This is a genomic window from Streptomyces sp. DvalAA-43 (assembly GCF_900091725.1).
In the GTDB taxonomy this organism is placed as follows: Bacteria; Actinomycetota; Actinomycetes; order Streptomycetales; family Streptomycetaceae; genus Streptomyces; species Streptomyces pulveraceus.
This window is the reverse complement of the sequence record NZ_FMBW01000071.1, coordinates 465,695-489,727: the sequence shown is the minus strand read 5'-3', so window position 1 is coordinate 489,727 and position 24,033 is coordinate 465,695. Positions and strand designations below refer to the sequence as shown.

Annotated in this window: 23 protein-coding genes and 2 tRNA genes; 13 read left to right on the top strand and 12 right to left on the bottom strand. The window is 69.1% G+C overall.

The genetic code is table 11. The features are described from left to right. Window positions 1–45: 45 nt before the first annotated feature. The gene (locus GA0115234_RS30490) at window positions 46–417 is read right to left on the bottom strand and encodes a DUF6344 domain-containing protein (protein WP_093548094.1); all 372 of its coding nucleotides are present in this window, start codon (window positions 415–417) and stop codon (window positions 46–48) included. Window positions 418–727: 310 nt separating this feature from the next. On the opposite strand from GA0115234_RS30490, the gene GA0115234_RS42905 reads away from it, so the two are divergent. Together GA0115234_RS42905 and GA0115234_RS30480 are read left to right on the top strand one after the other, a co-directional pair. After that, complete coding sequence (locus GA0115234_RS42905) at window positions 728–862, top strand: DLW-39 family protein (RefSeq protein WP_003958712.1); 135 nt, start codon at window positions 728–730, stop codon at window positions 860–862. A 412-nt stretch (window positions 863–1,274) separates the two neighbouring features. Next, window positions 1,275–2,615: a hypothetical protein gene (locus GA0115234_RS30480; RefSeq protein ID WP_176729310.1), complete on the top strand. Its 1,341-nt coding sequence runs from the start codon at window positions 1,275–1,277 to the stop codon at window positions 2,613–2,615. A 122-nt stretch (window positions 2,616–2,737) separates the two neighbouring features. Here GA0115234_RS30480 and GA0115234_RS30475 read toward each other — a convergent pair whose 3' ends face one another. Together GA0115234_RS30475 and GA0115234_RS30470 are read right to left on the bottom strand one after the other, a co-directional pair. Further along, a complete protein-coding gene (locus tag GA0115234_RS30475) occupies window positions 2,738–4,177 on the bottom strand; it encodes a serine/threonine protein kinase (RefSeq protein ID WP_093548090.1) in 1,440 nt (479 codons plus the stop codon). A gap of 80 nt (window positions 4,178–4,257) precedes the next feature. Beyond that, window positions 4,258–4,806, bottom strand: a complete 549-nt coding sequence (locus GA0115234_RS30470; RefSeq protein WP_093548088.1) for a helix-turn-helix domain-containing protein — start codon at window positions 4,804–4,806, stop codon at window positions 4,258–4,260. Window positions 4,807–4,977: 171 nt separating this feature from the next. Between GA0115234_RS30470 and GA0115234_RS30465 the strand changes: the two genes are divergently transcribed. Then, a tRNA-Ala gene (locus GA0115234_RS30465) sits at window positions 4,978–5,050 on the top strand. 108 nt (window positions 5,051–5,158) lie between these two features. Here GA0115234_RS30465 and GA0115234_RS30460 read toward each other — a convergent pair. Then, window positions 5,159–5,887 carry a DUF5324 family protein gene (locus tag GA0115234_RS30460; RefSeq protein WP_093548086.1) on the bottom strand — a complete coding sequence of 243 codons (729 nt, stop codon included), beginning with the start codon at window positions 5,885–5,887 and terminating at the stop codon, window positions 5,159–5,161. Between the two features lie 365 nt (window positions 5,888–6,252). Here GA0115234_RS30460 and GA0115234_RS30455 point away from each other — a divergent pair, with 365 nt between their 5' ends. Both GA0115234_RS30455 and GA0115234_RS30450 read left to right on the top strand, forming a co-directional pair. Next, window positions 6,253–6,780, top strand: a complete 528-nt coding sequence (locus GA0115234_RS30455) for a peptidylprolyl isomerase (protein ID WP_093548351.1) — start codon at window positions 6,253–6,255, stop codon at window positions 6,778–6,780. 156 nt (window positions 6,781–6,936) lie between these two features. Continuing rightward, entirely contained in the window at window positions 6,937–7,854 is a 918-nt protein-coding gene (locus GA0115234_RS30450; RefSeq protein ID WP_093548349.1) for a rhomboid family intramembrane serine protease, read from the top strand. A 355-nt stretch (window positions 7,855–8,209) separates the two neighbouring features. Here the strand turns inward: GA0115234_RS30450 and crgA are convergent, their stop codons facing one another. After that, entirely contained in the window at window positions 8,210–8,464 is a 255-nt protein-coding gene (gene crgA / locus GA0115234_RS30445; RefSeq protein WP_093548084.1) for a cell division protein CrgA, read from the bottom strand. A 140-nt stretch (window positions 8,465–8,604) separates the two neighbouring features. Here crgA and GA0115234_RS30440 point away from each other — a divergent pair, with 140 nt between their 5' ends. Genes GA0115234_RS30440 through GA0115234_RS30415 form a run of 6 tightly spaced genes read left to right on the top strand, consistent with a single transcriptional unit; the run spans window position 8,605 to window position 13,121 of the window. Continuing rightward, window positions 8,605–9,372, top strand: coding sequence for a DUF881 domain-containing protein (locus GA0115234_RS30440; protein WP_093548082.1), 768 nt, complete (start codon window positions 8,605–8,607; stop codon window positions 9,370–9,372). Between the two features lie 26 nt (window positions 9,373–9,398). Beyond that, the gene (locus GA0115234_RS30435; protein ID WP_093548080.1) at window positions 9,399–10,115 is read left to right on the top strand and encodes a class E sortase; all 717 of its coding nucleotides are present in this window, start codon (window positions 9,399–9,401) and stop codon (window positions 10,113–10,115) included. 56 nt (window positions 10,116–10,171) lie between these two features. Then, a complete protein-coding gene (locus GA0115234_RS30430) occupies window positions 10,172–10,354 on the top strand; it encodes a hypothetical protein (RefSeq protein WP_093548079.1) in 183 nt (60 codons plus the stop codon). Further along, a complete protein-coding gene (locus tag GA0115234_RS30425; protein ID WP_072487563.1) occupies window positions 10,351–10,989 on the top strand; it encodes an aminodeoxychorismate/anthranilate synthase component II in 639 nt (212 codons plus the stop codon). The genes GA0115234_RS30430 and GA0115234_RS30425 overlap by 4 nt, the downstream gene beginning before the upstream one ends. Further along, window positions 10,986–12,365, top strand: a complete 1,380-nt coding sequence (locus GA0115234_RS30420) for a class E sortase (protein WP_093548077.1) — start codon at window positions 10,986–10,988, stop codon at window positions 12,363–12,365. Before GA0115234_RS30425 ends, GA0115234_RS30420 begins: the two co-directional genes overlap by 4 nt. Window positions 12,366–12,392: 27 nt before the next feature. After that, complete coding sequence (locus GA0115234_RS30415) at window positions 12,393–13,121, top strand: class E sortase (protein WP_093548075.1); 729 nt, start codon at window positions 12,393–12,395, stop codon at window positions 13,119–13,121. 213 nt (window positions 13,122–13,334) lie between these two features. Here GA0115234_RS30415 and pknB read toward each other — a convergent pair whose 3' ends face one another. The 6 genes from pknB to GA0115234_RS30385 all read right to left on the bottom strand — a co-directional run bounded on the left by pknB (window position 13,335) and on the right by GA0115234_RS30385 (window position 21,396). Continuing rightward, window positions 13,335–15,317 (bottom strand): Stk1 family PASTA domain-containing Ser/Thr kinase, encoded by a 1,983-nt coding sequence (pknB, locus tag GA0115234_RS30410; RefSeq protein WP_093548073.1) that lies wholly within the window; start codon window positions 15,315–15,317, stop codon window positions 13,335–13,337. A gap of 167 nt (window positions 15,318–15,484) precedes the next feature. After that, on the bottom strand, window positions 15,485–16,942 hold the full coding sequence (locus tag GA0115234_RS30405; RefSeq protein WP_093548071.1) for a penicillin-binding transpeptidase domain-containing protein: 1,458 nt from the start codon (window positions 16,940–16,942) through the stop codon (window positions 15,485–15,487). Continuing rightward, a complete protein-coding gene (locus tag GA0115234_RS30400; RefSeq protein ID WP_093548069.1) occupies window positions 16,939–18,339 on the bottom strand; it encodes an FtsW/RodA/SpoVE family cell cycle protein in 1,401 nt (466 codons plus the stop codon). The genes GA0115234_RS30405 and GA0115234_RS30400 overlap by 4 nt, the downstream gene beginning before the upstream one ends. A gap of 23 nt (window positions 18,340–18,362) precedes the next feature. Beyond that, entirely contained in the window at window positions 18,363–19,871 is a 1,509-nt protein-coding gene (locus tag GA0115234_RS30395; RefSeq protein ID WP_093548067.1) for a PP2C family protein-serine/threonine phosphatase, read from the bottom strand. Between the two features lie 129 nt (window positions 19,872–20,000). After that, window positions 20,001–20,516 (bottom strand): FHA domain-containing protein FhaB/FipA, encoded by a 516-nt coding sequence (locus tag GA0115234_RS30390; protein WP_093548065.1) that lies wholly within the window; start codon window positions 20,514–20,516, stop codon window positions 20,001–20,003. 10 nt (window positions 20,517–20,526) lie between these two features. Then, complete coding sequence (locus GA0115234_RS30385) at window positions 20,527–21,396, bottom strand: FhaA domain-containing protein (RefSeq protein WP_093548063.1); 870 nt, start codon at window positions 21,394–21,396, stop codon at window positions 20,527–20,529. Window positions 21,397–21,836: 440 nt separating this feature from the next. On the opposite strand from GA0115234_RS30385, the gene GA0115234_RS30380 reads away from it, so the two are divergent. After that, window positions 21,837–21,919 (top strand) — tRNA-Leu (locus tag GA0115234_RS30380). Window positions 21,920–22,134: 215 nt separating this feature from the next. Here GA0115234_RS30380 and GA0115234_RS30375 read toward each other — a convergent pair. After that, a complete protein-coding gene (locus tag GA0115234_RS30375) occupies window positions 22,135–22,605 on the bottom strand; it encodes a MarR family winged helix-turn-helix transcriptional regulator (protein ID WP_093548061.1) in 471 nt (156 codons plus the stop codon). A gap of 90 nt (window positions 22,606–22,695) precedes the next feature. Between GA0115234_RS30375 and GA0115234_RS30370 the strand changes: the two genes are divergently transcribed. Then, entirely contained in the window at window positions 22,696–23,934 is a 1,239-nt protein-coding gene (locus tag GA0115234_RS30370; RefSeq protein WP_093548347.1) for a hypothetical protein, read from the top strand. The last annotated feature ends 99 nt before the right edge of the window (window positions 23,935–24,033 follow it).

Genomic DNA, 24,033 nt, shown 5'->3' with positions numbered 1-24,033 from the left:
CGGTGCGAACCGGTCCGGGGGCTCTGTACGTCAGTTGAGCGGCTCTCAGGGCGGCAGGAGGGACGCGTCCCCCGCCGGGGCGCCGTGGGGGGTGCGGGCGGCGTTCCTGGTGTCCGTGGTGTCCGTGGCGTCGACGGACAGATGGCGGGTCGCGGGTGAGGAGCCGTGTGCCTCGGCGCGGATGCGCTGCTTCATCGTGGGTGGCAGCGCCCTGTCGCGCGGGAGGGTCCATCGCACCGACGGGGTGGCCACGGTTGCCGTGGTCGCGGCCATGTGTTCGTGGGTCGTGGTGGCCGGCTCCGTGGCGCTCTGCTCCGTGGCCGTCGCCGGGGTGCTCATGAGCCCCACTGCGGCGAGCAGGGCGAAGAGGGCGGTGATGAAGGCGGTCCAGATGCTCTTGGGCTTGAAGGTGCTCATGGCCCCTCGCTTTCGGGTGGTCCGGTTTGCTTACCTTTCTGATGATGTGGATGTGGCCCGCGATTTCGTGGACCGACGCCACCGATCCGCCGATCTTCGGATGAACACCACTCGTATGGTTCAACCGGCCTCGACGGGCTTGTTCCGGGCCGCGGGCCGGGGCCTGGTTCTCCGGGCGGAAACCGGTTCTCGGACGATCGCTCTTTCCCGGGCGCCAGTTGGGTCGCGGGCAGGTCACCGGTTGATATCGGCCGGTGTGTATAGTCGGGCGGCAGAAGTCCCCTACGTCAAGGAAAGACGAGGTCGCGCGGTGAAGAAGCTTCTCCTGGTCGCACTGGCCGCCATCGGCGGGCTCCTCGTGTACCGCCAGATCCAGGCGGATCGCGCCGAGCAGGATCTGTGGACGGAGGCGACTGACTCCGTGCCCGCAGGTTCGGGTGTGTGAGACAGAACAGCCTGATTGCGGGCCCCGGTCGCTGAGCGGCCGGGGCTTCGTGCTGTTGCGGGACCGTGACTCCTGTGCTCTTGAGTTCACCATGAGCAAATAAATACGTTGCTTGAGTGAAACGGCCGGGCGGGCCGGGTGAAGGTGCGGACCACCGCCGCTTGCCGTACCGCGGCTTCTGTTCCCCGGCGAGGAGCCGGCCTGTTCGGGGAGCCGTGCTTCCGCCGCAGCCGAGAAGGCGGGCAAGAAGGGCAATTCGATCAGCGTCGAAGACAGCGGCGGTACGGGCGGGGCAGGATGGACCGGCATGGCGGCCGCTGCCGGGGCGGACGCCGTGGTGGTGGCCGCGGGGCCCGTGTCCGTACGCGGGCGTCGCGGGCGGGCCGCACGGACGACGAGGGGGAAGCGCGTGATGAGGCAGCGCAACAGGGGTCGGGTGGCGCTGGCCGCGGTCACGGCGATGTGCGCGGCGGCGCTGCCGGGGCAGGCGTTCGCGGCCGGGGAGCCCGCCGCGTACACCTTCGACCCCGGGGCGGAGAAGGTCGTCGGCACGGAGGTCAGCACCGAGGCGGCGGCGCTCACGCCCGGATCGGTGTACAAGAGCTCGATCAGGCCCGGCGAGAAGCTCTACTACCGCCTCAACCTCGACGCGAAGACCAATGCGTACGTCTCGGCGGTGGCCGTGCCCAGGGGCGGCGGCCAGGTCGCCTACGGGGACGGCATCACGGTCAGCATCCGCGACAGCACGGACCTGCAGTGCAGTTCGCAGGACGCGCGGTTCCAATCGGCGGAGTTCCCGCGTCCGATCGCCACGTACGCCTACCGGCTCATGGAGAAGGACAGCAGCACCTGCCAGGACGCCGGTACGTACAACGTCCTGATCGAGCGGGAGAGCAAGGAGACCTCGGCGCCCGGCGCGTGGGACCTGGAGCTGCGCTACGAGTCGGAGCCGCAGCTGAAGTCGGCCGGTTCGATGCCGACCGACGCACCGGAGAACTGGCCGTCGGCCTCGCCCACGCCGCCCACCACCGCCCCGCAGAAGCGGTCGGGCGGCACCAGCTACTACGACGCGACCGGTCTGGAGACCGGTGAGTGGCAGGAGAAGGGCGGCATCAGGCCGGGGCAGACCCTCTTCTACCGGGTGCCGGTGGACTGGGGCCAGCAGATCTTCGCCACCGCCGACCTGAGCAACAACAACGCCTCGGACGAATTCATCGGCAACGCGCTCGCGCTCTCCCTCGACAATCCGGCGCACGGCCACGTCGACTCCGCGACACCGCTGTCGTACTCCGGCAAGCCCGCGTCCGTGTCGCTGGATCCGCTGCCCCCGGTGGCGTACGAGAACCGCTACGACTCCACCAGCAGCGTCAGCGCGATGCGGTTCGCCGGCTGGTACTACCTGTCGGTGACGCTCAGCCCGAAGATCGCGAAGTCGTACGGCGACAAGCCGATCCCGCTGACCCTCAAGGTCAAGGTCGAGGGGAAGGCCGGGAGTTCGCCGTACACGGGGGACGCCGGGGTCTTCTCGGTCACGTCGCAGGACAAGGACATGGCGCGGAGCGGACAGAGCGGCCCGCAGGCGGCCAGGAGCGACCGGATGAAGATGATCGGCGCGGCCGGGATCGGCACGGGCTCGGTGTTGGTGCTCGGGCTCGGGGTGTGGACGCTGCTGGCCCGTCGCCGCACGAGCGCCGCCCCGGCGGGCCCGGCCGGTGGCGACCAGCCGTACGGAGGCCCGCCGCAGGCCTGGTGAGCCGGGCCGGGCCCGGGGCCCGGACGGCAGGGCTTCGGGGCTCGGGGCCCGGCCCGGCAGGGGTCCGGGCGACCGCGGCCTGGGGTCTGAGCGACCGGGGCCTGGGGTCTGGGTGACCGGGGTCAGCTCTGGGTCAGCGCCCAGATCCCCACCGCGAAACACACCAGCGCCACCAGTAGCACCGGGACCGCCACCTTCGGGGACGGTCCCGGACGCTTCTGCGGGGCGTACGCGGGAGCGGGCGCCGCGAGATGCGGGGCAACTCCCGCGCCGGGCGCGGGAGTCTGCGGCTGCCCGACGGTGTACGCGCGGGTGAGAGCCGGCTCGTGCTGCACGGCGGAGGTCGGTGCCTGCGAGAGGTCCGGCACGGGAGCGGCGTACGGGGACGCCGCCTGGGCCGGGAGCGGGGAGGCCGGCTGGGGCGACGGCGCGGTCTGCTGCGGAGGCGGTGGGAGATGGAAGCTGCCCGTCTCCGACATCGGGACCGGCGACTGCGCGTACGGCTGCTGCGCGGCCTGCTGGGCCGCGGCCTGGCTCGGTGGCTGGGGGCCCTGGGAGTCCTGGGCGTTCTGCGGGGTCTGTGGAGTCTGCGGGTTCTGCGGGTTCTGCGGGTTCTGCGCGTCGTGGGTGTTCTGCGGGGTTCGAGGGTTCTGGGGGTTCTGTGGGGTCGGCGCGGGGGCCGGGAGCGGTCCGGTGGGGCCGAAGCCGGGGGGCAGCGGCCCGATCTGGTCGAAGACCTCGACCGGCTCGTCCTCGGGCGCGGCCTCCGGAAGCATCTCGACCGCGGCCGTCAGCGCCTTGCGCGCACCCGTGGCCGTACGGAACCTGGCCTGCGGATCCGGCTGCAGCAGCCCCGCGAGGACCTGCCACAACGGCTCGGGGATCCCCTCCGGGGCGGCGGGCGTGCCGTACGAGGCGAAGTGCTCGACGATCGCCTGCGCGTCGGGCTTCTTGCCCTGGAGGAGATAGAGCGCGACGAGACCGACCGCGAACAGGTCCGCGGGGAAGTCGGGCTCCGCGCCCATCATTTGCTCGGGTGCGAAGTAACCGGGCGTGCCCACCACGTAGTTGGTCTCGGTGAGTCGCGGCTCTCCCTTGCGCATGGAGATGCCGAAGTCGGACAGCCGCAGGTGCGGACGCCCCGTACCGGTCGCCTCCATAAGGATGTTGGCCGGTTTGATGTCCCGGTGCACCACACCCTCCGCGTGCACCGTGGACAGCCCGGACAGCAGCTGGTCGAGGAGCGTGCAGACGAAACGGGGCGGCAACGGCCCGTAGTCGCCGATGACATGCGCCAGTGAACCCCCGCTCACCAGATCCATGGTGAACAGGACCTTGTCGTCGTCCGCGGCCCAACTGGCGGGCGCGAGCACATGCGGATGCTCGATCCTCAGCGCCTGCTCGCGGACGAAGCGCAGCAGGGTGTGCGCGTCGCTCTGCTGGAGGACCTTGGCCGCCACATAGCGGCGGCGCCGGTGGTCCCAGGCCCGCCAGACGGCGCCGACCCCACCACGTCCGATCGGATCGATCAGTTCGTACCGACCGGCGAAGACCTCACCCATTGCGCTGTGCCCGCTCCCAGTTCCTTGTTGGGCCCACGGCCGGTTCTCGGGGGCAGTGCCCGGTCCGGTCCGGACGAAAGCTAGCTCTGGTGTCCCTCGTAGTGCGCCACCGCGTCCGCGGTGCGTCCCGCGCCGTACACCTTGAGGAACTCTGCCAGTTCCGGGTGGGTCGGGGCGAGGGCGGCGGCGGCATCGATGATGTCACCGGCGGCCGAGACGGACCGCAGCAGCGACTGGATCTCGCGGACCACGCGCCGGACGGTGGGGGCGCCGCCGGTGGTCGAGGTCTGGCCGGTGCCGGTGAGGACGGAGCCGCCCTGGGACTTCTTGATCTCTTCCATGCGGTCGGTGGCCTCGCCCGCGCTGACGCTGCCGTCCGCGACCTGTCCGGCCAACTCCTGGAGCGCCTGCACACGCTGGACGACCGCGGGGTTGCCGATCTTCGCCCGCTGGCCGCTCATCAGCTGGGAGAGCATGGGGGCGGACAGCCCGAGGACGGCGGCGAGCCGGGCCTGGTTCAGGCCGAGATCATCGATCAGCCGGCGGAAGAGCGCACCGAGGGGCTCTCCGTACCAACTGCGCTGAAGCTCCCTGGCTCTTGCCGTTGCCTCTTGCTGCGCTGCGTCCATGGCGTCTCCCCTTCGCTGCGGCTTCGCTGCTGCGAACCTCGCCGAGCATCTTACGGAGAGTGGTCGCCCACCGGGAGTCCCCATCTTTTTTGCAGGATTCCGGGGAGTACCCGGTACTCTGGTCTGCGGCGGTGGCCGAGACGCTGAAGCGTCCGGGGCTGTCCGTATTCAGGGGCCTTAGCTCAGTTGGTAGAGCGCTGCCTTTGCAAGGCAGATGTCAGGAGTTCGAATCTCCTAGGCTCCACACACACGAACCCCCTCCGACCGGCACGAACGCGGTCGGAGGGGGTTCTGCGTGCTCCCGCTGTCCGCCGGTCGGCCGGGCGGCGCGGGTCCGTCGTTCGGGGCGGGCTCAGCGGCGGTCGTCCGGGCCGGTGCCGTCCACGTCCTCCGGGCCGTCCGTCCCCTCCGCCCCGGCCTGCTTGGCCCGGACCTCGGGGTCGAGCGAGGTCGGGCCGCTGCCGTCGACCGAGGTCAGCGGCGCACGGTCGGAGACCTCCGTGGCAGCGGGCGGCTCTACCAGCCAGTCGGGGTTGGCCTGCTTGTCCCACCACCGCCAGACGGCATAGGCGCTGCCCGCCACGAGGCCGGCCACGACGAGCCCCTTGAACAGCCGTCCGGCCTTCGCCCGCCGCTCGTGCTTCCTGATCAGCTGCCGGATCTCGTCCGGCGTGACCTGCCCGCGCAGCGCGGCCAGCGCGGCGGCGCTGCGGGCCGATGCCTCCTCGGCCACGGGCTGGGCCAGGGCCATCGCGTGCTCGACCCGCGGCACCGTGTAGTCCGCAGCGGTGCGGGCCGCCCGGCGGGTGTGCAGCGCCGCGCGGCGGCCGGCCTCGTCGACCTTGGGCGGCACATGGGTGAGGGCCAGTTCGATACGGGGTGCGAGATGCGCGTCGTACTGGACGCGGGCCTGCTGGGCCGCCTTGGACACCTTCGGCGCGAGCCGCGTGCGGGCCTCGTACGCGAGCTGTGCGGCCTGTTCCTTGGCCGTGTCGGCGTAGGGCGCCACCACTTCCGCGGCGTGCTGCACGCTGTCCTTCGCCGAGTCGGTTGCGGCGCGCACGCTGTCGATGCGGGTCACGGGATCCTCCTCCTTGGTGGCGGGTAGACACTCCGCCTTTCCACCCATTTCGAGATCATGCCTGCCGGAGTCCTGTATGGCATGTGGGGCGGGCATCCGGGTCATTCGTTTCATTCGGCTCATGAATGAAACTTCTGGGCAATGCGGTGCAAGGGGAGCTTGCCGACGACAATGCCATGGTTCGCTCCGGCCCGCGCCGCTCCGTCACGCACTTGGCCGCATTTGTTCCTGCGGGGGGCGAGGGCCGGTGGCGGCCGGGCGCCGGAGCGCACGGTCCGTGCGAGGATCGATGGACGTCACTGAGGAAGACATTGGTGAACGTCACCGAGGACTCAACGTCACCGAAGACTTACGGAAGGCAGATCGTGGCTGAGCAGCTTTACGCCACCTTGAAGACCAACCAGGGCGACATCGAGATCAGGCTTCTGCCGAACCACGCGCCCAAGACGGTCAAGAACTTCGTCGAGCTCGCCAAGGGCGAGCGGGAGTGGACGCACCCGGCGACCGGCGAGCGGACGACGGACAAGCTGTACGACGGCACCGTCTTCCACCGTGTCATCAGCGGCTTCATGATCCAGGGCGGCGACCCGCTCGGCAACGGCACCGGTGGCCCGGGGTACGAGTTCGCGGACGAGTTCCACCCCGACCTCGCCTTCAACAAGCCGTACCTGCTGGCCATGGCCAACGCGGGCCCGGGTACCAACGGCTCGCAGTTCTTCGTGACCGTGTCGCCGACCGCCTGGCTGACCGGCAAGCACACCATCTTCGGCGAGGTCGCCGACGACGCCAGCAAGAAGGTCGTGGACGACATCGCCGCCACTCCGACCAACGCCCGCACCGACCGCCCGGTGCAGGACGTCGTGATCGAGTCGGTCGTCATCGAGACCCGTTGATCACCTGTGGTCATCGAGTGATCACACACTGATTCCCTTTTCGGGAACCAACCGCCCCGCCCGTCCGTACTGTTACATAGCGGACGGGCGGGGCGGAGTCGCGCGTGCCGTGCTCGCCATGACGAGGACCGAAGGGACCGGGAAGTGATGGGACCGATGGACCGGCAGCCGCCGGGAGACACGGACCAGTCCGCTGCCGCGGACGGCTCGCTCAGCTGCTACCGCCACCCCGGTCGCGAGGCGAACATCCGCTGCACCCGCTGTGAGCGCCCGATCTGCCCCGAGTGCATGGTCGACGCCTCGGTCGGCTTCCAGTGCCCGGACTGCGTCCGCCAGGGATCGGGTACGGGGCACGGGCCGGCCGACAGTCGGCCGCGCACCGTCGCGGGCGGCGCCGGCACCGGCGGCGCTGTGATGGCCGACCCCCGCCTCGTCACCAAGATCCTCCTCGGCATCAATCTGGCCGTGTACATCGCGGTGCTGGCGAGGGGTACCGGGCTGGTCGACGAGCTGATGCTGATCGGCCGGGCCAGATTCCATTACGGCGGGCCGCTCGAAGGTGTCGCGGAAGGCCAGTGGTACCGGCTGGTGACGTCGATGTTCCTGCACCAGGAGCTGTGGCACATCGCGTTCAACATGCTGGGGCTGTGGTGGCTCGGCGGACCGCTGGAATCGGCGCTCGGCCGGGCCCGCTATCTCACGCTGTACATGATCTCCGGCCTGGCCGGCAGCGCCCTCAGCTACTGGCTCGCCGCGTCCGTGCAGGGCTCACTCGGAGCCTCCGGGGCGATCTTCGGGCTGCTGGGTGCCACCGCCGTGCTCATGCGTCGGCTCAACTACGACATGCGCCCGGTGCTCGTACTCCTCGCGGTGAACCTGGTCATCACGTTCAACCCCTGGGGCGGGATCGCCTGGCAGGCGCATGTCGGCGGCCTGGTCGCGGGCACGCTGATCGCGATCGGCATGGTGCACGCACCCCGCGAGCGGCGTGCCCTGGTGCAGTACGGCACCTGCGCCCTGGTCCTGGTGGCCGTGATTCTCGTGGTCGTCTTCAGAACGGCCGCGCTGACCTGAGCGGCATCGCCCTCGGGGCGGTCGTCGGCGGTCGTCAGCGGCCGTAGTTGTCCACAGCGGGTGCCGGATCTTGTGCATTCTGTGGGAACAACTGTGCCCCTTGTCGCTGAGCTGGGTATTTCCAGTAGGGACAAGGGGCGTGCCATCCCCCGATGGGGGAGACTGCAGTCACATCGGCGTCAACCGTCAGGGAGTTATCCACAGATCGTCTGACCTTTTCCCCCGCCTGTGGATAACGCTGTGGGTAACTCGGGGCAAGGGTTGCGGGACCGGGCCCCGTCGTGCAGGGGAGAGTGCCACGGCGCTACCGCCATTGCGGCATCACTTCGGCTGTGGTGCTACTTCCGCTGCGGTGCTACTTCCACTGCGTGGAGACACCGAAGCCACCGGCGATGAAGCCGAAGCCGACGACGATGTTCCAGTTCCCCAGGTCCTTGATCGGCAGATCGCCGTCGGTCACATAGAAGACGACGATCCAGGCCAGACCGATCAGGAAGAGCGCCAGCATCACCGGCGCCACCCAGCTGCGGCTGGTCAGCTTTATGTTGGTTGCCTGCTTCGCCGGAGGGGGCGTGAAGTCGGCCTTCTTGCGGATACGTGACTTCGGCACGAGGAACTCTCCTGTCGATGCGCTGCGTGACCGCGCAGGTAACTGTGGCTGGCGCCGGGGCGGGGCCGAGGGGGAATACTGCCTCCCCCGGGCGTCCGTTAGCGTAGTGCTTCCCTGGCGCCGAAGGAGATAAGGGTACGTTGAGCAATTCTGCCGACTCCTCCCAAGGGCCGGTCCGGCGCACCTTCCGGCACCCGGTCCGTGTGCTCACGGCTGCCGTCTTCGCCCTCGCCGGACTGATCTTCGTCACCAGCGCCAATACGGCCAAGGGCACCAACATCCGCACCGACTCCTCGCTGCTGAAGCTCTCCGACCTCATCCAGCAGCGCAGCAACAAGAACGCCCAGCTGGACGAGACCACCGCGGCCGTGCGCCAGGATATCGACGCCCTCGTCCGGCGGGACGACAGCAGCACCAAGGCGGAGGAGGCCCGGCTCAAGGAGCTGGAGCGGGCCGGCGGCACCACGAAACTCACCGGCCGCTCGGTCTCCGTCACCCTCGACGACGCCCCGCCCAACGCCACCGCCAACCCCGGCTACCCCGACCCGCAACCCAACGACCTGGTCATTCACCAGCAGGACCTCCAGGCGGTCGTCAACGCCCTCTGGCAGGGCGGCGCCCGGGGCATCCAGGTCATGGACCAGCGGCTGATCTCCACCAGCGCGGTGCGCTGCGTCGGCAACACCCTGATCCTCCAGGGCCGGGTCTACTCCCCGCCGTACAAGATCACCGCGGTCGGCGACCCGGGCAAGCTCAAGCAGGCGCTGAACGGCTCCCCGGCGATCAGCAACTACCTGCTGTATGTGAAGGCGTACGGGCTCGGCTGGAAAGTCGAGGAGCACGAGGCGGTGACTCTTCCCGGCTACTCGGGCACAGTGGACCTCCACTACGCGGAGCCCGTGAAGTAGCGAACGGCTGTGGGGAGGCCGGCCAGGTGTCGGTGCGACTGATCGTCAGGACGTTCAGCGAACTCTGCATCACCATCGGTGCCCTGATCGTTCTCTTTGTGGTGTACGTGCTGTTCTGGACCGGGGTGCAGGCGGCCGACGCGACCGAGGGCCAGATCGACTCCCTGCGGAGCCGGTGGGCGCATGGGCCGGTGTCCGCGCCCCCTCCGCGCTCCTCCGCGACACCGAACGCGCCGAATGCGTCGAAGGAGCCTCCCGCCCCGGCCGCGTACCGGGACGGCAAGCCGTTCGCGATGATGTACATCCCCCGCTTCGGCAAGGGCTGGGAGTGGCCCGTCCTGGAGAACACCGAGGTCAGGACCTTGCAGAAGGGGCTGGGGCATTACACGGGGACCGCCCGTCTCGGGGCGACGGGCAATTTCGCGGTGGCCGGACACCGCCGCACCTACGGGGATCCGTTCAAGGACTTCCCGGAGCTGCGTCCCGGCGACGCGGTGGTGCTGACGGACGGGACGACGTGGTTCACGTACCGCATCGGCAGGAAGCCCTACCGGACGGTGCCGAGCGACATCGGGGTCATCGATCCCGTCCCCCGTAAGTCGGGCTTCGACGGGCCGGGCCGCTATCTGACGCTGACCACCTGCGACCCCGAATGGGGCAGCAGCCACCGGCTGATCGCCTGGGCGCACCTCGATGCCACCCAGCCTGTGACCGAAGGCAAACCGGCAGCTTTCCACAGCTGACCCACGCTCCTGCCCCCGCCCTTTAGTCTGGTCTCGTACCGAATGGAGGGGACAGCATGTACGGCTGGATCTGGCGGCATCTGCCGGGCAACGCATGGGTGCGTGCGCTCATCTCGCTCGTGTTGGTGCTGGCCGTCGTCTACGCGCTCTTCCAGTACGTCTTCCCCTGGGCGGAGCCGCTGCTTCCGTTCGGCGATGTGACGGTCGACGGCTCGACCGGGACGGGGGGCGGCCAGTGAGTGCCCGCATTCTTGTCGTGGACAACTACGACAGCTTTGTCTTCAACCTCGTCCAGTACCTCTACCAGCTCGGCGCCGAGTGCGAGGTGCTGCGCAACGACGAGGTGACCACGGCACACGCCCAGGACGGTTTCGACGGCGTCCTGCTGTCGCCCGGTCCCGGCACCCCGGAGCAGGCGGGTGTCTGCGTCGAGATGGTGCGCCACTGCGCGGCGACGGGCGTCCCGGTCTTCGGGGTCTGCCTGGGCATGCAGTCGATGGCGGTGGCGTACGGCGGTGTGGTGGACCGCGCCCCGGAGCTGCTGCACGGCAAGACCTCGCCGGTGACCCATGAGGGGGCGGGGGTCTTCGCGGGCCTGCCGTCCCCCTTCACCGCGACCCGCTACCACTCGCTCGCCGCCGAGCCGGACACCGTCCCGGCGGAGCTGGAGGTGACGGCGCGGACCGCCGACGGCATCATCATGGGGCTGCGCCACCGCGAACTACCGGTGGAGGGTGTGCAGTTCCACCCGGAGTCGGTGCTGACCGAGTACGGGCACCTGATGCTGGCCAACTGGCTGGCGCAGTGCGGCGACACAGGAGCCGTCGCGCGGTCCGCGGGGCTCGCGCCGGTGGTGGGCAAGGCCGTCGCGTGACCGCACTCCGCCCCGAACACGACGCCGGACAGGACGGCCCGTACGAGCAGGGAACGTACGAGTCCGCGGGCGCGTTCGAGGCGGCGGTCGACCGGCTGGCGGATCCGCTGAACGATCCGCTGCCGGGGCGGCACGCCTCCCCGTGGTTCAGGACGGACGACATCCCGGACGAGGCGGCGGGGGCTGCCGAGGCACCAGGGGCGGGGCAGGGGCAGCACCGCGCCCCCGACACGCGGCCACAGGCCGGGCCCAGGGCGCAGGCGCCCTACGGGGCACAGAGCCCCGAGGCGACTCCCCGCGAGTGGTACGACCCCGAGGGCTTTGAACGGGACTGGTACGGGCGGCAGACGCCCGCGACGGCACCCGTTCCGGAGCCCCGGGCGCATCCCGCCCCCCCTCCCCGCCCGCTCGACGACCGGACGGTCGGCCTGCCCCGGCTCCGGCCGGACGCCCCGCCGGGGCCCGGGCCGGACCGGGACCGGGCCCCGGCGGGTGACGCGGAAGATCTCGTGGAGTCCGCACAGAAGCCCGAAGGCACCGATCCGGAACCGCGCACCGGGGGCCGCGCCGAACGCCGTCGCGCCGCCAAGGGCCGGGGCCGCCGCCGCGCCGAACCGCGGCCGGAGACGGCGACGACGGCCGCCGCACCGGCCGACAAGCCGATGTCGCGCGTCGAGGCACGGCGGGCGGCGCGCGCCGCCAAGGACAGCCCGGCGGTGGTGGCCAGCCGGGTCACCGGGGAGCTGTTCATCACGCTCGGCGTGCTGATGCTGCTGTTCGTCACCTACCAGCTGTGGTGGACGAATGTGCGCGCCGACCAGTACGCCGGCAAGGAGACGCACAAGATCCAGGACGACTGGGCGAAGGGCGACCGCAACCCCGGTGAGTTCGAAGCGGGACAGGGGTTCGCCATCATCCACATCCCCAAGCTGGATGTGGTCGCTCCGATCGCCGAGGGCACCAGCAAGGAGAAGGTCCTCGACCGGGGCATGGTCGGCCACTACAGCGAGGGCACGCTCCGCACCGCGATGCCGTCGGCCAAGCAGGGCAATTTCGCCCTGGCCGGCCACCGGAACACGCACGGCGAGCCGTTCCGCTACATCAACCGGCTGAACCCCGGCGACCTGATCGTGGTCGAGACCCAGGACGCGTACTACACGTACAAGACGACGAAGACCCTGCCGCAGACGTCGCCGTCCAATGTCTCGGTGATCGGTCCCGTTCCGCAGGGGTCCGGGTTCACCGGTCCGGGCCGGTACATCACGCTGACGACCTGTACGCCGGAATTCACGAGTACGTACCGTTTGATCGTCTGGGGCAAGATGGTCGACGAACGACCGCGCAGCAAGGGGAAGCCCGACGCGCTCGTGGGCTGAATCATCATCACGACAGGGACGGGTGCGGTGACAGCTAGGACCGAGCACGACGAGCGAATCGGCGAGTCCGTGCCCCCGCCCCCGCGCGGGGCCCGCCATCCCGTCGCGACCGTGATCAGTGTCTTCGGTGAACTGCTGATCACCGCGGGCCTGGTGCTGGGACTCTTCGTCGTCTACTCCCTCTGGTGGACGAATGTGCTCGCCGACCGTGAGGCCACCAAACAGGGCCACACCGTCCGCGACCGCTGGGCGGGCGGGCCGGGCGCGCTGGACACGAAGGACGGCATCGGCTTCCTGCACGTCCCGTCGATGAAGAACGGCGAGGTGCTGGTCAAGAAGGGCACCGACACCGAGAACCTCAACGACGGCATCGCGGGCTACTACACCGACCCGGTGAAGTCGGCCCTCCCGTGGGACGCGAAGGGCAACTTCACCCTCGCCGCCCACCGCGACGGGCACGGCGCCAAGTTCCACAACATCGACAAGGTGAAGACCGGGGACGCGGTCGTCTTCGAGACCAGGGACACCTGGTACGTCTACAAGGTCTTCAAGGAGCTTCCCGAGACGTCGAAGTACAACGTCGACGTCCTGCAGCCGGTGCCGAAGGGGTCGGGCACGAAGAAGCCCGGCCGCTACATCACGCTGACGACCTGCACACCGGTCTACACGTCGAAGTACCGCTACATCGTGTGGGGCGAGCTGGTGCGTACGGAGAAGGTGGACAAGGACCGTACGAAGCCGGCGGAGCTGCGCTAGTTCTTCCGTTCGGATCAGGCCGGAGGCCGGATCGGAGCCGGGCCCGAAGTCGCCGCTGTTCTGCGCGACTTCGGGCCCTTGCTCCGTCCGGCGCCCTGGTGAGCACCGGCTGCCCGGAGGAGCCGCGCGCGTGCCCGACCGGAACCCGGCGGCACGGCGAAGGGCCCCGGTCGCCATGCGGCGTCCGGGGCCCTTCGGAGCGGTGTGTCCGGGTCAGTGCCGACGTGAGCCGGACGGGCCGCCGAAGATGTTGCCGTCTCCGCCGCCCGGCATGGTCTGGACGTTGACCGCGCTGTTCTTGTCGGCCTGCTGGCCGGCTTCGGGCTGGAAGGCGACGACCCTCGCGTTGTCGTCGTTCGGTCCCTGCACCTGGCCGAGCTGCAGACCCGCCCCGGCGAGCAGGGCCTTCGCCTCCGCGAGGGTCTTGCCCCGCAGGTCGGGGACCGTGGTCTGTTCCGGCTGCTGCGGGCCCTTGGAGACCGTCAGCACGATCTGGGCGGTCAGCGGCTGCATCGAGTCGCCGGGTGGCGTCTGGCTGATCACCTGGTCCGCGGGCTGTTCCGAATCGACGTCGGTCCTGGAGATGTTGGTGAAGCCCACGCCCTTGAGCTGGGCCACCGCGGCGTCGTAGCTCCGGTCGGCCACGTTCGGCACCTTCTGGGTGGCCTGCTTGGCGACCGTGATCGTGACCTCGGAGTTCTTCTCGGCCTTCGTGCCGCCCTCGGGGTCCTGCTTGGTGACCGTGCCTGGGGTGCTTTCGGACTCGACCGTGGTGACGTTCACCGTGAAGCCCTTGTCCTCAAGGTCCTTGCGGGCGGTCGCCTCGGTCTTCTCCACGACGTCCGGCACATCGACCTTGGGCGCCCCGGTCGAGACGACGACCGTGACGGTGTCCTTCTTGGCCATCGTGCCGTCGGCGTCCGGGGTCTGGCTGCAGATGTTGCCCTTGGGCTGGTCCTCGCACGGTTCGCGCGAGCCGATCTTCAGGACGACTTCGGCGTTGTCCGCGAGCTTCTGTGCTTGCTTCACGGTCGCACCGACCAGGTTCGGCACGTCGGTCTTGTTGTCGCTGTCGCTGCTGCTGAAGAGCGACCGGCCGATCAGGACCGCGCCGATCAGCACCAGGATGCCCGCCACGACCAGCAGGATCGTCGAGGTGTTGCTCTTCTTCTGGCGGCGGCGGTCCGGGCGGTCGTCATAGCCGTAGCCGCCGTCGTCCGGGTTGACCGGGGGCAGCATGGACGTGGGCGCGCCGTTCTGGTCCGCGGCGCGCAGTGCGGTGGTCGGCTGGTCGTTGCCGTATCCGTCGTAGCCGCCGTAACCGGCCGCGCCCATCGCCGCGGTGGCGGCGACCGGCTGGCCGTCGAGGCAGGCCTCGATGTCGGCCCGCATCTCGTCGGCCGACTGGTAGCGGTAGTCGGGGTCCTTGGTGAGGGCCTTCAGCACGATCGCGTCCATCTCGGGCGTGATCTCGGGGTCGAAGTTGCTGGGCGGCTGAGGCTCTTCCCGTACGTGCTGGTAGGCCACCGCGACCGGTGAGTCCCCGATGAAGGGCGGCCGGACCGTCAGCAGCTCGTAGAGCAGGCAGCCGGTCGAGTAGAGGTCGGAGCGCGCGTCGACCTGCTCGCCCTTGGCCTGCTCGGGCGAGAGGTACTGGGCGGTGCCGATGACGGCGGCGGTCTGGGTCATCGTCATTCCGGAGTCGCCCATGGCGCGGGCGATGCCGAAGTCCATGACCTTGACCTGACCGGTGCGCGTCAGCATGACGTTCGCCGGTTTGATGTCGCGGTGGACGATGCCGGCGCGGTGCGAGTACTCCAGCGCCTGAAGGATGCCGACGGTCATCTCAAGGGTGCGCTCGGGCAGCAACTTGCGCCCGGAGTGCAGGAGTTCCCTGAGCGTCGACCCGTCGACGTACTCCATCACGATGTACGGGATGGAGACCCCGTCGACGTAGTCCTCGCCGGTGTCGTAGACGGCGACGATCGCCGGGTGGTTGAGCGAGGCGGCGGACTGGGCCTCACGGCGGAACCGGGCCTGGAAGGACGGATCGCGGGCCAGATCGGCCCGGAGCGTCTTCACTGCTACGGTGCGGCCGAGCCGGGTGTCGTGTGCGAGGTAGACCTCGGCCATGCCACCACGGCCGAGCACCGAGCCCAGCTCGTACCGGCCGCCGAGGCGACGCGGCTCTTCCATAACTGTTCCAGCCCTCTCCGTCAGTCCCGACCGCACCGGTGTGTGGTCCGGCGGTGTGCTGCTCGCGCATACGCTACCGGCCGCGCACTACCTGATCGGCCCGGAGTGCGGACCTGATACCTGACCGGTATCCCGATGTGCAGGTATGGCACCCGATGTGATGGGCATCACTTCTTGCTGTCGATGACCGCCTTCATTACCGCCTGTGCGATCGGGGCGGCCAGACCGCCACCGGAGATGTCGTCGCGGTTGGCCTGGCTGTCCTCGACGACCACGGCGACGGCGACCGGGGAGCCGCTGTCGGTCTTGGCGTAGGAGATGAACCAGGCGTACGGGTTCTCGCTGTTGTTCAGGCCGTGCTGGGCCGTACCCGTCTTGCCGCCGACGGTGACGCCGGGGATCTTGGCGTTCTTGCCCGTGCCGCTCTCGACGACGGTCTCCATCATCTGCTGGAGCTTCTGCGCGTTCTCGCCCGAGAGGGGCTGGCTGAACTGCTCCTTCTCGTGGGTGTAGATCGCGTCGAGGCTCGGCGCCTGGCGCTCGGCGACCATGTACGGCTGCATCAGCTTGCCGTCGTTGGCCACGGCCGCGGCGACCATCGCCATCTGGAGCGGGGTGGCGCGGTTGGAGGCCTGGCCGATGCCGGCCATGGCGTTCTGCGGACGGTTGTCCTTGGGGTAGATGCTGGCGTCGGCGCGTACCGGAGTGAAGATCTCCTCGTTGAAGCCGAACTTGTTGGCCTCGTCGATCATCTTCTGGTTGCCGAGATCGTCGCTGATCTTGCCGAAGACGGTGTTGCACGACCACCGCAGCGCTTCCCGGAGCGTGGCGTTCTCGCACGGAATGGCGCCCTCGTTCTCGAGGTCGCCGGTGGTCAGCGGGAGCCGCCAGGGCAGCGGGGAGTTCGTCTTGTCGTCGATCCCCTTGTACAGCCCGTTCTCCAGGGCCGCGGCGGCGGTGACGACCTTGAAGGTCGAGCCGGGCGGGTAGGTCTCGCGCAATGCCCGGTTGAGCATCGGCTTGTCCTTGTCCTTCAGGAGCTTCTGCCGGGCATCGGCGTCCTTGAGGGAGTTGCCCGCGAAGACCGAGGGGTCGTACGAAGGGGTGCTGACCAGGGCCAGGATGGCGCCGGTCTGCGGGTCGAGCGCGGCGACGGCGCCCTTCTTGCTGCCGAGCCCCTTGAAGGCGGCCTTCTGCGCGGCGCCGTTGAGGGTGGTGACGATGTTGCCGCCGGTCTTCTTGTCGCCGGTGAAGAGGGACAGCGTGCGGTCGAAGAACAGCTGGTCGCTGTTGCCGGTGAGGATTCCGTCTTCGAGGCTCTCCAGCTGCGAGGCGTCGAAGGCCTGCGAGGAGTAGCCGGTGACGGGGGCCCACATGGGGCCGTCCTTCCAGACCCGCTTGTACTTGAAGTCGCTGCCCTTGGTCTCGACGGACCCGGTGACGGGGTTGCCGTCGACGATGATGTTGCCGCGCTCGTGGGCGTACCGCTCGATCTGGACGCGGCGGTTGTGCTCGTTGGCGTTCAGTTCGTCGGCGCGGACGTACTGGAGCCAGTTGACACGGACCAGGAGGGCGAGGACGAGCAGCCCGCAGAAGACCGCAATCCTGCGAAGGGGCTTGTTCACGGTCGGACCACCTGGGTCATCTCGGCGTCGGGCGAGGGGGCGGGGGCCGGCGCGGGGCGGCGCGCGGTGTCGCTGATGCGGAGCAGGATGCCGATCAGGGCCCAGTTGGCGATCACCGACGAACCGCCCGCCGCGACGAACGGCATGGTCATACCGGTCAGCGGAATGAGTCCCATGACGCCGCCGGCGACGACGAAGACCTGAATGGCGAAGGAGCCGGAGAGCCCGATCGCGAGGAGCTTGCCGAAGGGGTCGCGGGCGGCGAGGGCGGTGCGGACACCGCGTTCGACGATCAGACCGTAGACGAGGAGGACCGCCATCATTCCGGCGAGACCCAGTTCCTCGCCGACCGTGGCGAGGATGAAGTCGGAGTTGGCGGCGAAGCCGATCAGGTCGGAGTTGCCCTGGCCCAGCCCGGTGCCGAGGGTTCCGCCGGAGCCGAAGGCCATCAGGGACTTGGCCATCTGCTCGCTGGCGGCCAGCTTGCCCCACCCGTCGAACGGGTCGAGCCAGGCGGTCACGCGCTGCTGGACGTGGGGCTCGAAGGTGGCCACGCCCACGGCGCCGGCCGCGGACATCAGCAGGCCGAAGACGATCCAGCTGGTGCGTTCGGTGGCCACGTACAGCATGACGACGAACATGCCGAAGAACAGCAGGGACGAGCCCAGGTCGGTCTCGAAGACCAGGATCAGGATCGAGAAGGCCCAGACCATGAGGATCGGGCCGAGGTCACGGCCCCGAGGCAGGTAGAGGCCCATGAAGCGGCGGCTGGCCAGGGCCAGGGCGTCCCGCTTGACCATGAGGTATCCGGCGAAGAACACCGCGATGATGATCTTGGCGAACTCCCCTGGCTGGATCGTGCCGACGCCGGGGATCTTGATCCAGATCTTGGCGCCGTTCACCGCGGGGAAGAACATCGGAAGGATCAGGAGGAACAGCGCCACCAGCATGGAGATGTAGGTGTAGCGCTGCAGGATGCGATGGTCCTTGAGAGCCAGCAGAACGATGACCAGCAGCGCGACGCCCGCAGCCGAGAACATCAGCTGCTTGGAGGCGGCGGCTACGAAGTTCGGGGTTGCCTGGAACCGTTCGGACTGGTCCAGACGCCAGATGATGGCCAGTCCCAGCCCGTTCAGCAGCGTCGCCAGTGGCAGCAGCAGCGGGTCCGCGTACGGGGCGAACTTGCGGACGGCGAGGTGGCCGATGCCACCGAGCAGGGCCAGTCCGAGCCCGTATCCGAGCATGCCGGAGGGCAGTTCGCCGTTGATGGCGAGCCCGACGTTGGCGTAGGCGAACACCGAGATGGCGACGGCGAACACCATCAACATCAGCTCGGTGTTGCGACGGCTCGGTGCGTCGATCGCGCCGATCGTGGTCGTATTGGTGACAACGCTCATGGTGCTGAAGGCCCCCTACGGCTTTACTGCTTACCGCACTGCGGGACCAGCTTTTTCTCTTCCTCCGAGAGGCTGGGACCAGGAGTGGGAGTCGCTGCGGTCGGCTTGGTCTTGGCGGCCCTGGATGTGGCGGACGTCTTGGTGGCGTCGCTGTCGGTGCCGTCGGCCTGCTTCTCGTCCGGGCGGGCCTTGCTCTCGGCCGCGCGTCGCTGGGCGTCCTTCCTGCAGGCGGACGCCTGGAGAGCGAGCTCATCGATCTTCTCGCTGGCGGCGGCGAGGTTGCCCTCGGCGATGGTCGCCTCGACCTGCTTGCGCTGGTAGGGCGGGAGGTACTTGAGTTCGATCTCGGGGTGGTCCTTCTCGACCTTCGAGAGCGAGACCCAGGCCAGGTCCTGGCTGATGCCGCGGAACAGCGCGACGTTCTCGTTCTTGGCGCCGACGTAGAACTGGCTCTGGGTCCAGCGGTAGCCGCCGTAGAGGCCGCCGCCGACGACGGCGAGCGCCAGGACGGTGTAGAGCGACCTCTTCAGCCACTTGCGGCCGCCGCCGGGCTTCACGAAGTCGTCGTCGGTGTACGCGTCGAAGGAGCCGTCGGGCATTCCGTCGTAGCCGATGCCGTCGCCGCTTCCGGGCGGGCCGAAGCCCCCCGCGGGCGGCGGTACGGGGCGGCCGAGGCCGGCTGCCCGTCCGGCGGGGGTCTGCATGGCGGCCGTGCTCTCGGCGGCGGACATCTGCGCGGCCTGGTTCTCGGCGACCGCGCCGACGATGACCGGGGTGTCGTTGAACTGCGCGGCCAGGGTGTCGTTGCTGTCGACGTCGAGGACGTCGGCGACGATGCAGGTGATGTTGTCGGGGCCGCCGCCGCGCAGGGCGAGCTGGATCAGCTCCTGGATGGTCTCCTGGGGCCCCTGGTAGCTGGCGAGGGTCTCTTCCAGCGTCTGGTGGGAGACGACGCCGGACAGCCCGTCGGAGCAGATCAGGTAGCGGTCGCCGACCCGGACCTCACGGATGGAGAGATCGGGCTCGACGTGGTCGCCACTGCCCAGCGCACGCATCAGCAGGGCGCGCTGCGGGTGGGTGGTGGCCTCTTCCTCGGTGATCCGGCCCTCGTCGACCAGCCGCTGCACCCAGGTGTGGTCCTGGGTGATCTGGGTGAGCACGCCGTCGCGCAGCAGGTACGCGCGGGAGTCGCCGACGTGGACGAGGCCGAGGCGCTGGCCGGTCCAGAGCAGGGCGGTGAGCGTGGTCCCCATGCCCTCCAGCTGGGGGTCCTCCTCGACCATCACGCGCAGTTGGTCGTTGGCCCGCTGGACCGCCGTACCGAGCGAGGTGAGGATGTCCGAGCCCGGGACGTCGTCGTCGAGCTGGACGAGCGTGGAGATCACCTCGGAGCTGGCGACCTCACCGGCCGCCTGGCCGCCCATGCCGTCGGCGATGGCGAGAAGGCGCGGTCCGGCGTAGCCGGAGTCCTCGTTGCCCTCCCGGATCATGCCCTTGTGCGAACCGGCGGCGAAGCGCAGGGAAAGACTCATGCGCACCTCTCCCGTCGGCTCGGGGTATAGCCGGTCTCGAGCCACACTGCCCACCCTCCGGTCGGGAGCCGGGCCGGGTCCGTTGCCCGGACCGCTGCGGCCCGCTCGCTCCGCTCGCTCATTGTCGTACTACTTCCGCAGCTCGATGACGGTCTTGCCGATCCGGATCGGCGCGCCCAGCGGAACGGGTGTCGGGGTGGTGAGACGGGTCCGGTCGAGATACGTGCCGTTGGTGGACCCGAGATCCTCGACGATCCACTGGCCGTCACGGTCGGGGTAGATCCTGGCATGCCTGCTGGACGCGTAGTCGTCGTCCAGCACAATCGTTGAATCGTGCGCCCGGCCCAGCGTGATGGTCTGCCCCTGGAGCGCCACCGTGGTGCCGGTGAGGCTGCCCTCGGAGACGACCAGCTTCGTGGGTGCCCCCCGGCGCTGGCGGCCTGGCTGCTGGCGTTGCTGCGGCGGTGCCGCGGCATTCTGGCGCGCCTGTGGAGGCCGTGCGTCGGTCGCAGTGCGGCGTGAGCCGCGCTGCGTGACGCGCGTTCCGAACAGATCGCTGCGGATGACCTGTACGGCCACGATCACGAACAGCCACAGAACAGCCAGGAAACCTAGCCGCATGACCGTCAGGGTCAGCTCTGACATTGCCCCCGCTTCACCCTTCGGCTTGCCGGTAAACGATGGTGGTGCTGCCCACGACGATCCGCGAGCCGTCGCGGAGCGTAGCGCGGGTGGTGTGCTGCCCGTCTACCACGATGCCGTTGGTAGACCCGAGATCCTGGATCGTCGAGGGCGTTCCGGTCCGGATCTCACAGTGCCGACGCGATACGCCGGGGTCGTCGATCCGCACATCGGCGTCGGTGCTGCGTCCCAGCACCAGCGTCGGGCGGGAGATCTGATGGCGGGTGCCGTTGATCTCGATCCAGCGTCGCACCTGCGCGTTCGGCAGGGGGCTGGGCCCGGCCGGCGGGTGCCGGTCGGTGCTGGGTGCTCCGGGCCTGCCTGCGCCCGGCGGCGGGGCCGCGGGCATGGGCGGGGGAGAGCTGGGCGGATAGCCGTAGCCGCCGGTGGGTTGCGGCGACCGGCCCGTGCCCGGGTGGGGAGGCTGGCCCTGCAGTCCTTGGCGGCCCTGGGGCTCCTGCTGTGACGAACTCGATGCCAGGGTGCGGCTGCGCACCCGGTAGAGCCCGGTGTCGAGGTCGTCGGCCTTCTCCAGGTTGACCTTGATGGGGCCCATGAAGGTGTACCGCTGCTGCTTGGCGTAGTCGCGCACCAGCCCGGAGAGTTCGTCGCCCAACTGGCCGGAATACGGGCTGAGTCGCTCGTAGTCAGGGGTGCTGAGCTCGACGATGAAGTCGTTGGGGACGACCGTCCGCTCGCGGTTCCAGATCGATGCGTTGTTGTCGCACTCGCGCTGGAGGGCTCCTGCGATCTCGACAGGCTGGACCTCGGACTTGAAGACCTTGGCGAAGGTGCCGTTGACCAGACCTTCGAGACGCTGCTCGAAACGCTTCATGACTCCCATGGGGCACCTCCTCCGTCGTAGTCGTCCCTGTACTGCTTACTGGTCGTCTTACTGATCGTATCCACGCGTCGGGAAATCGGCTGGTTCCCCTTGTCTGCCCTGTGGATGAGTGTCACCTCTCACACGGATCGTAGAGGTGGACTCCTCACAGTGTCCCGCACCCGGGGTGCACACAGGAGGAGTGGGGGCGGCCGCTCGGCGTTCCCGGTTCTCTTCAGTACGTTCCCTGGTTCTGTTCAGTACGTTCCCCGGCTTCGTTCAGTAGACGCTCCCGGTTCCCTTCGGCAGATGCTCCCGGTTCCCGTCGGTAGACGTTCCCGGTTCCCGTCGGCCGGTCGGCGAAACAACGGATGTGAATCCACCCTGTCCAGCGTGCTAATCTTCCGGATGTCGCCAGGCAATCGCACCAAACGGTGGGAGAGTCTGGAAACACCACTCTTGCGCGAGTGGCGGAACGGCAGACGCGCTGGCTTCAGGTGCCAGTGTCCTTAGGGACGTGGGGGTTCAAATCCCCCCTCGCGCACAAGAGAGAAGCCCCACAGGCCAACGGTCTGTGGGGCTTCTTCGTTCCCGGGTTCCGTTCCGGGGTTCCATTCCCGGGTTCCGTTTCGTTCCCGGATTCTGTTTCACGTGAAACGCCTGGTTCGAGGCGGCCTGCGGGCCTCTGTGGCTTACGGGGCGCACGGGTCGTAACACGTTGCATGGGGCTTCTGGAGGCTGAGGTGTGGCCGCCCGGGATCAGGCCTTCGGTGGCTGCGGGGTGGCTGTGGCTGTGTCGCCGGCCGAGTTGTAGCGCAGCAGGTACTCCGCGAAACGGGCGAGATCCTCTTCCGTCCAGTCCGCGAGGCGTTCCTGGTAGGCCATGCGGCGGCTGGCCTGTGTGGAGGCGAGCGCCTGGGTGCCGGCGGCGGTGGGGTGCAGCACCTGGATCCGGTGGTCGTCGGGGTCCGGGTGGCGTTCGACCAGTCCGAGTTTCTCCAGCGTGCCGATCTGTCGGCTGACCGTCGATTTGTCCAGCATGTAGTGCGCGGCCAGATCTGTCGCGCGGCAGCCGTGCTGGTCCTCGATGTGCGCCAGCAGCGTGTACGAGACCAGGGGGAGCTCGGGGTGGAGACGGGCCGCCGCGGCCCGCGCGCGGCGTGCGAAGGCGGTGAGTTCCCGCTGGATGACGTCCAGCGACTCTTCGCGCTCCTCGGGGGTGCCTGGCACTGTTCCGCCTTCCGTCTCGCGGTTCTCGATTTTCAGTTGTATAGTACAACGAGTTAAGAGTTGTAAAAGCCAACTATTGGAGTGTTCCGCATGTCCGCAGGCCCGAGTGCCGCCACCGGCTCCACCGCCGCCGCTCTCCGCCATGTGCTGGGCCATTTCGTCACGCCGCTGCTCATGTGCATCGGCATGGGGCTCGCCTATCTCGGGGCCTTCCACGCCCCGGAGCCGCACGATCTCCGGGTGGACGTGGTCGGGTCGGGGCCGAGCACGCAGGTGCTCGCGCAGACGCTGCAGGACAAGAGCGACGGGGCGCTCAGCGTGCGTACCGTTCCCGACCGCGCCGAGGCGGTGAACCACCTCAGGACGCAGGCGAGTTACGGCGCCTATCTGCCGGGCAAGCACCCCGAGCTGTTCGTGGCCGGCGCGTCCTCCGACACCAGCGCCACGGTGGTCGAGAAGGTGTTCACCAAGGTCGCCGCCGGGCAGGGCGAGCCGCTGAAGGTGACGGACACGGCACCGACCGCGGACGGCGACCCGACCGGTCAGGGCATTTTCTTCCTGCTCGTCGCGGTGAGCATCGGTTCGTACGCCTCGGTCGCGGTCATCGGTGGCGCGGGCGCGGTGCTGGCGCTGCGGATCAGGGGCGCACTGGCTGTTGCCGCGTCGCTGGTGGTCAGCGTGATCGGAGTGGTGTTCGCGGGGCCGCTGTTCGGGCTCGTGGACCATGGGCTCGGCGGTCTGTGGGCGATGGCCTGGCTCTACTCCGCGGGCATCCTGCTGATCGGCGTCGGACTGCACACCTTCCTCAGGCGATGGACGACGCTCGGCCTGATGGTGCTGTTCGTGATGCTCAACTTCACCAGCTCCGGCGGTATCTTCCGGCCCGAACTGCAGCCCGGATTCTTCGCTTCGCTGCACTCCTTCTGGAACGGTGCGGGCTTCGTCGAGGGCGTACGCAGTCATGTGTACTTCGGCGGGCACGCGCTGGGCGGACATGTGCTGGTGCTCGCGCTCTGGTTCGTGGCGGGCCTGGCCCTGATGGGTCTGGCGGGGCTGGCCGAGTCGAAGCGGCGGCGGGCCGCGGTGGTGACGGCGGCGGCCGGCACCGGTGCCGTGGCCGGATCCGCCGAGGCCGGTGGAGCGCACGGGCCGAGGCACGCTGCCAGGACCGGGGCCGGAACGCGGACCGGGGCGGGCTCCGGAGAGGGCTCCGGGGCAGGTTCCGTGGAGGGGGCCGGGGCAGGTTCCGTGGAGGGGGCCGGGGCGGGTTCCGTGGAGGGGGCCGAGGAGGAGATGGAAGAGGAGATGGAAGAAGCCGTTGGCGTCTGACCAGGACGGACCGTTGTCCACAGGTCGCCAGGTGGGTTTTCCACAGGGGCAGACGGCTTTCGGTCGACGGCGGTACCTTCGTCGCAATTGATCTGCGAC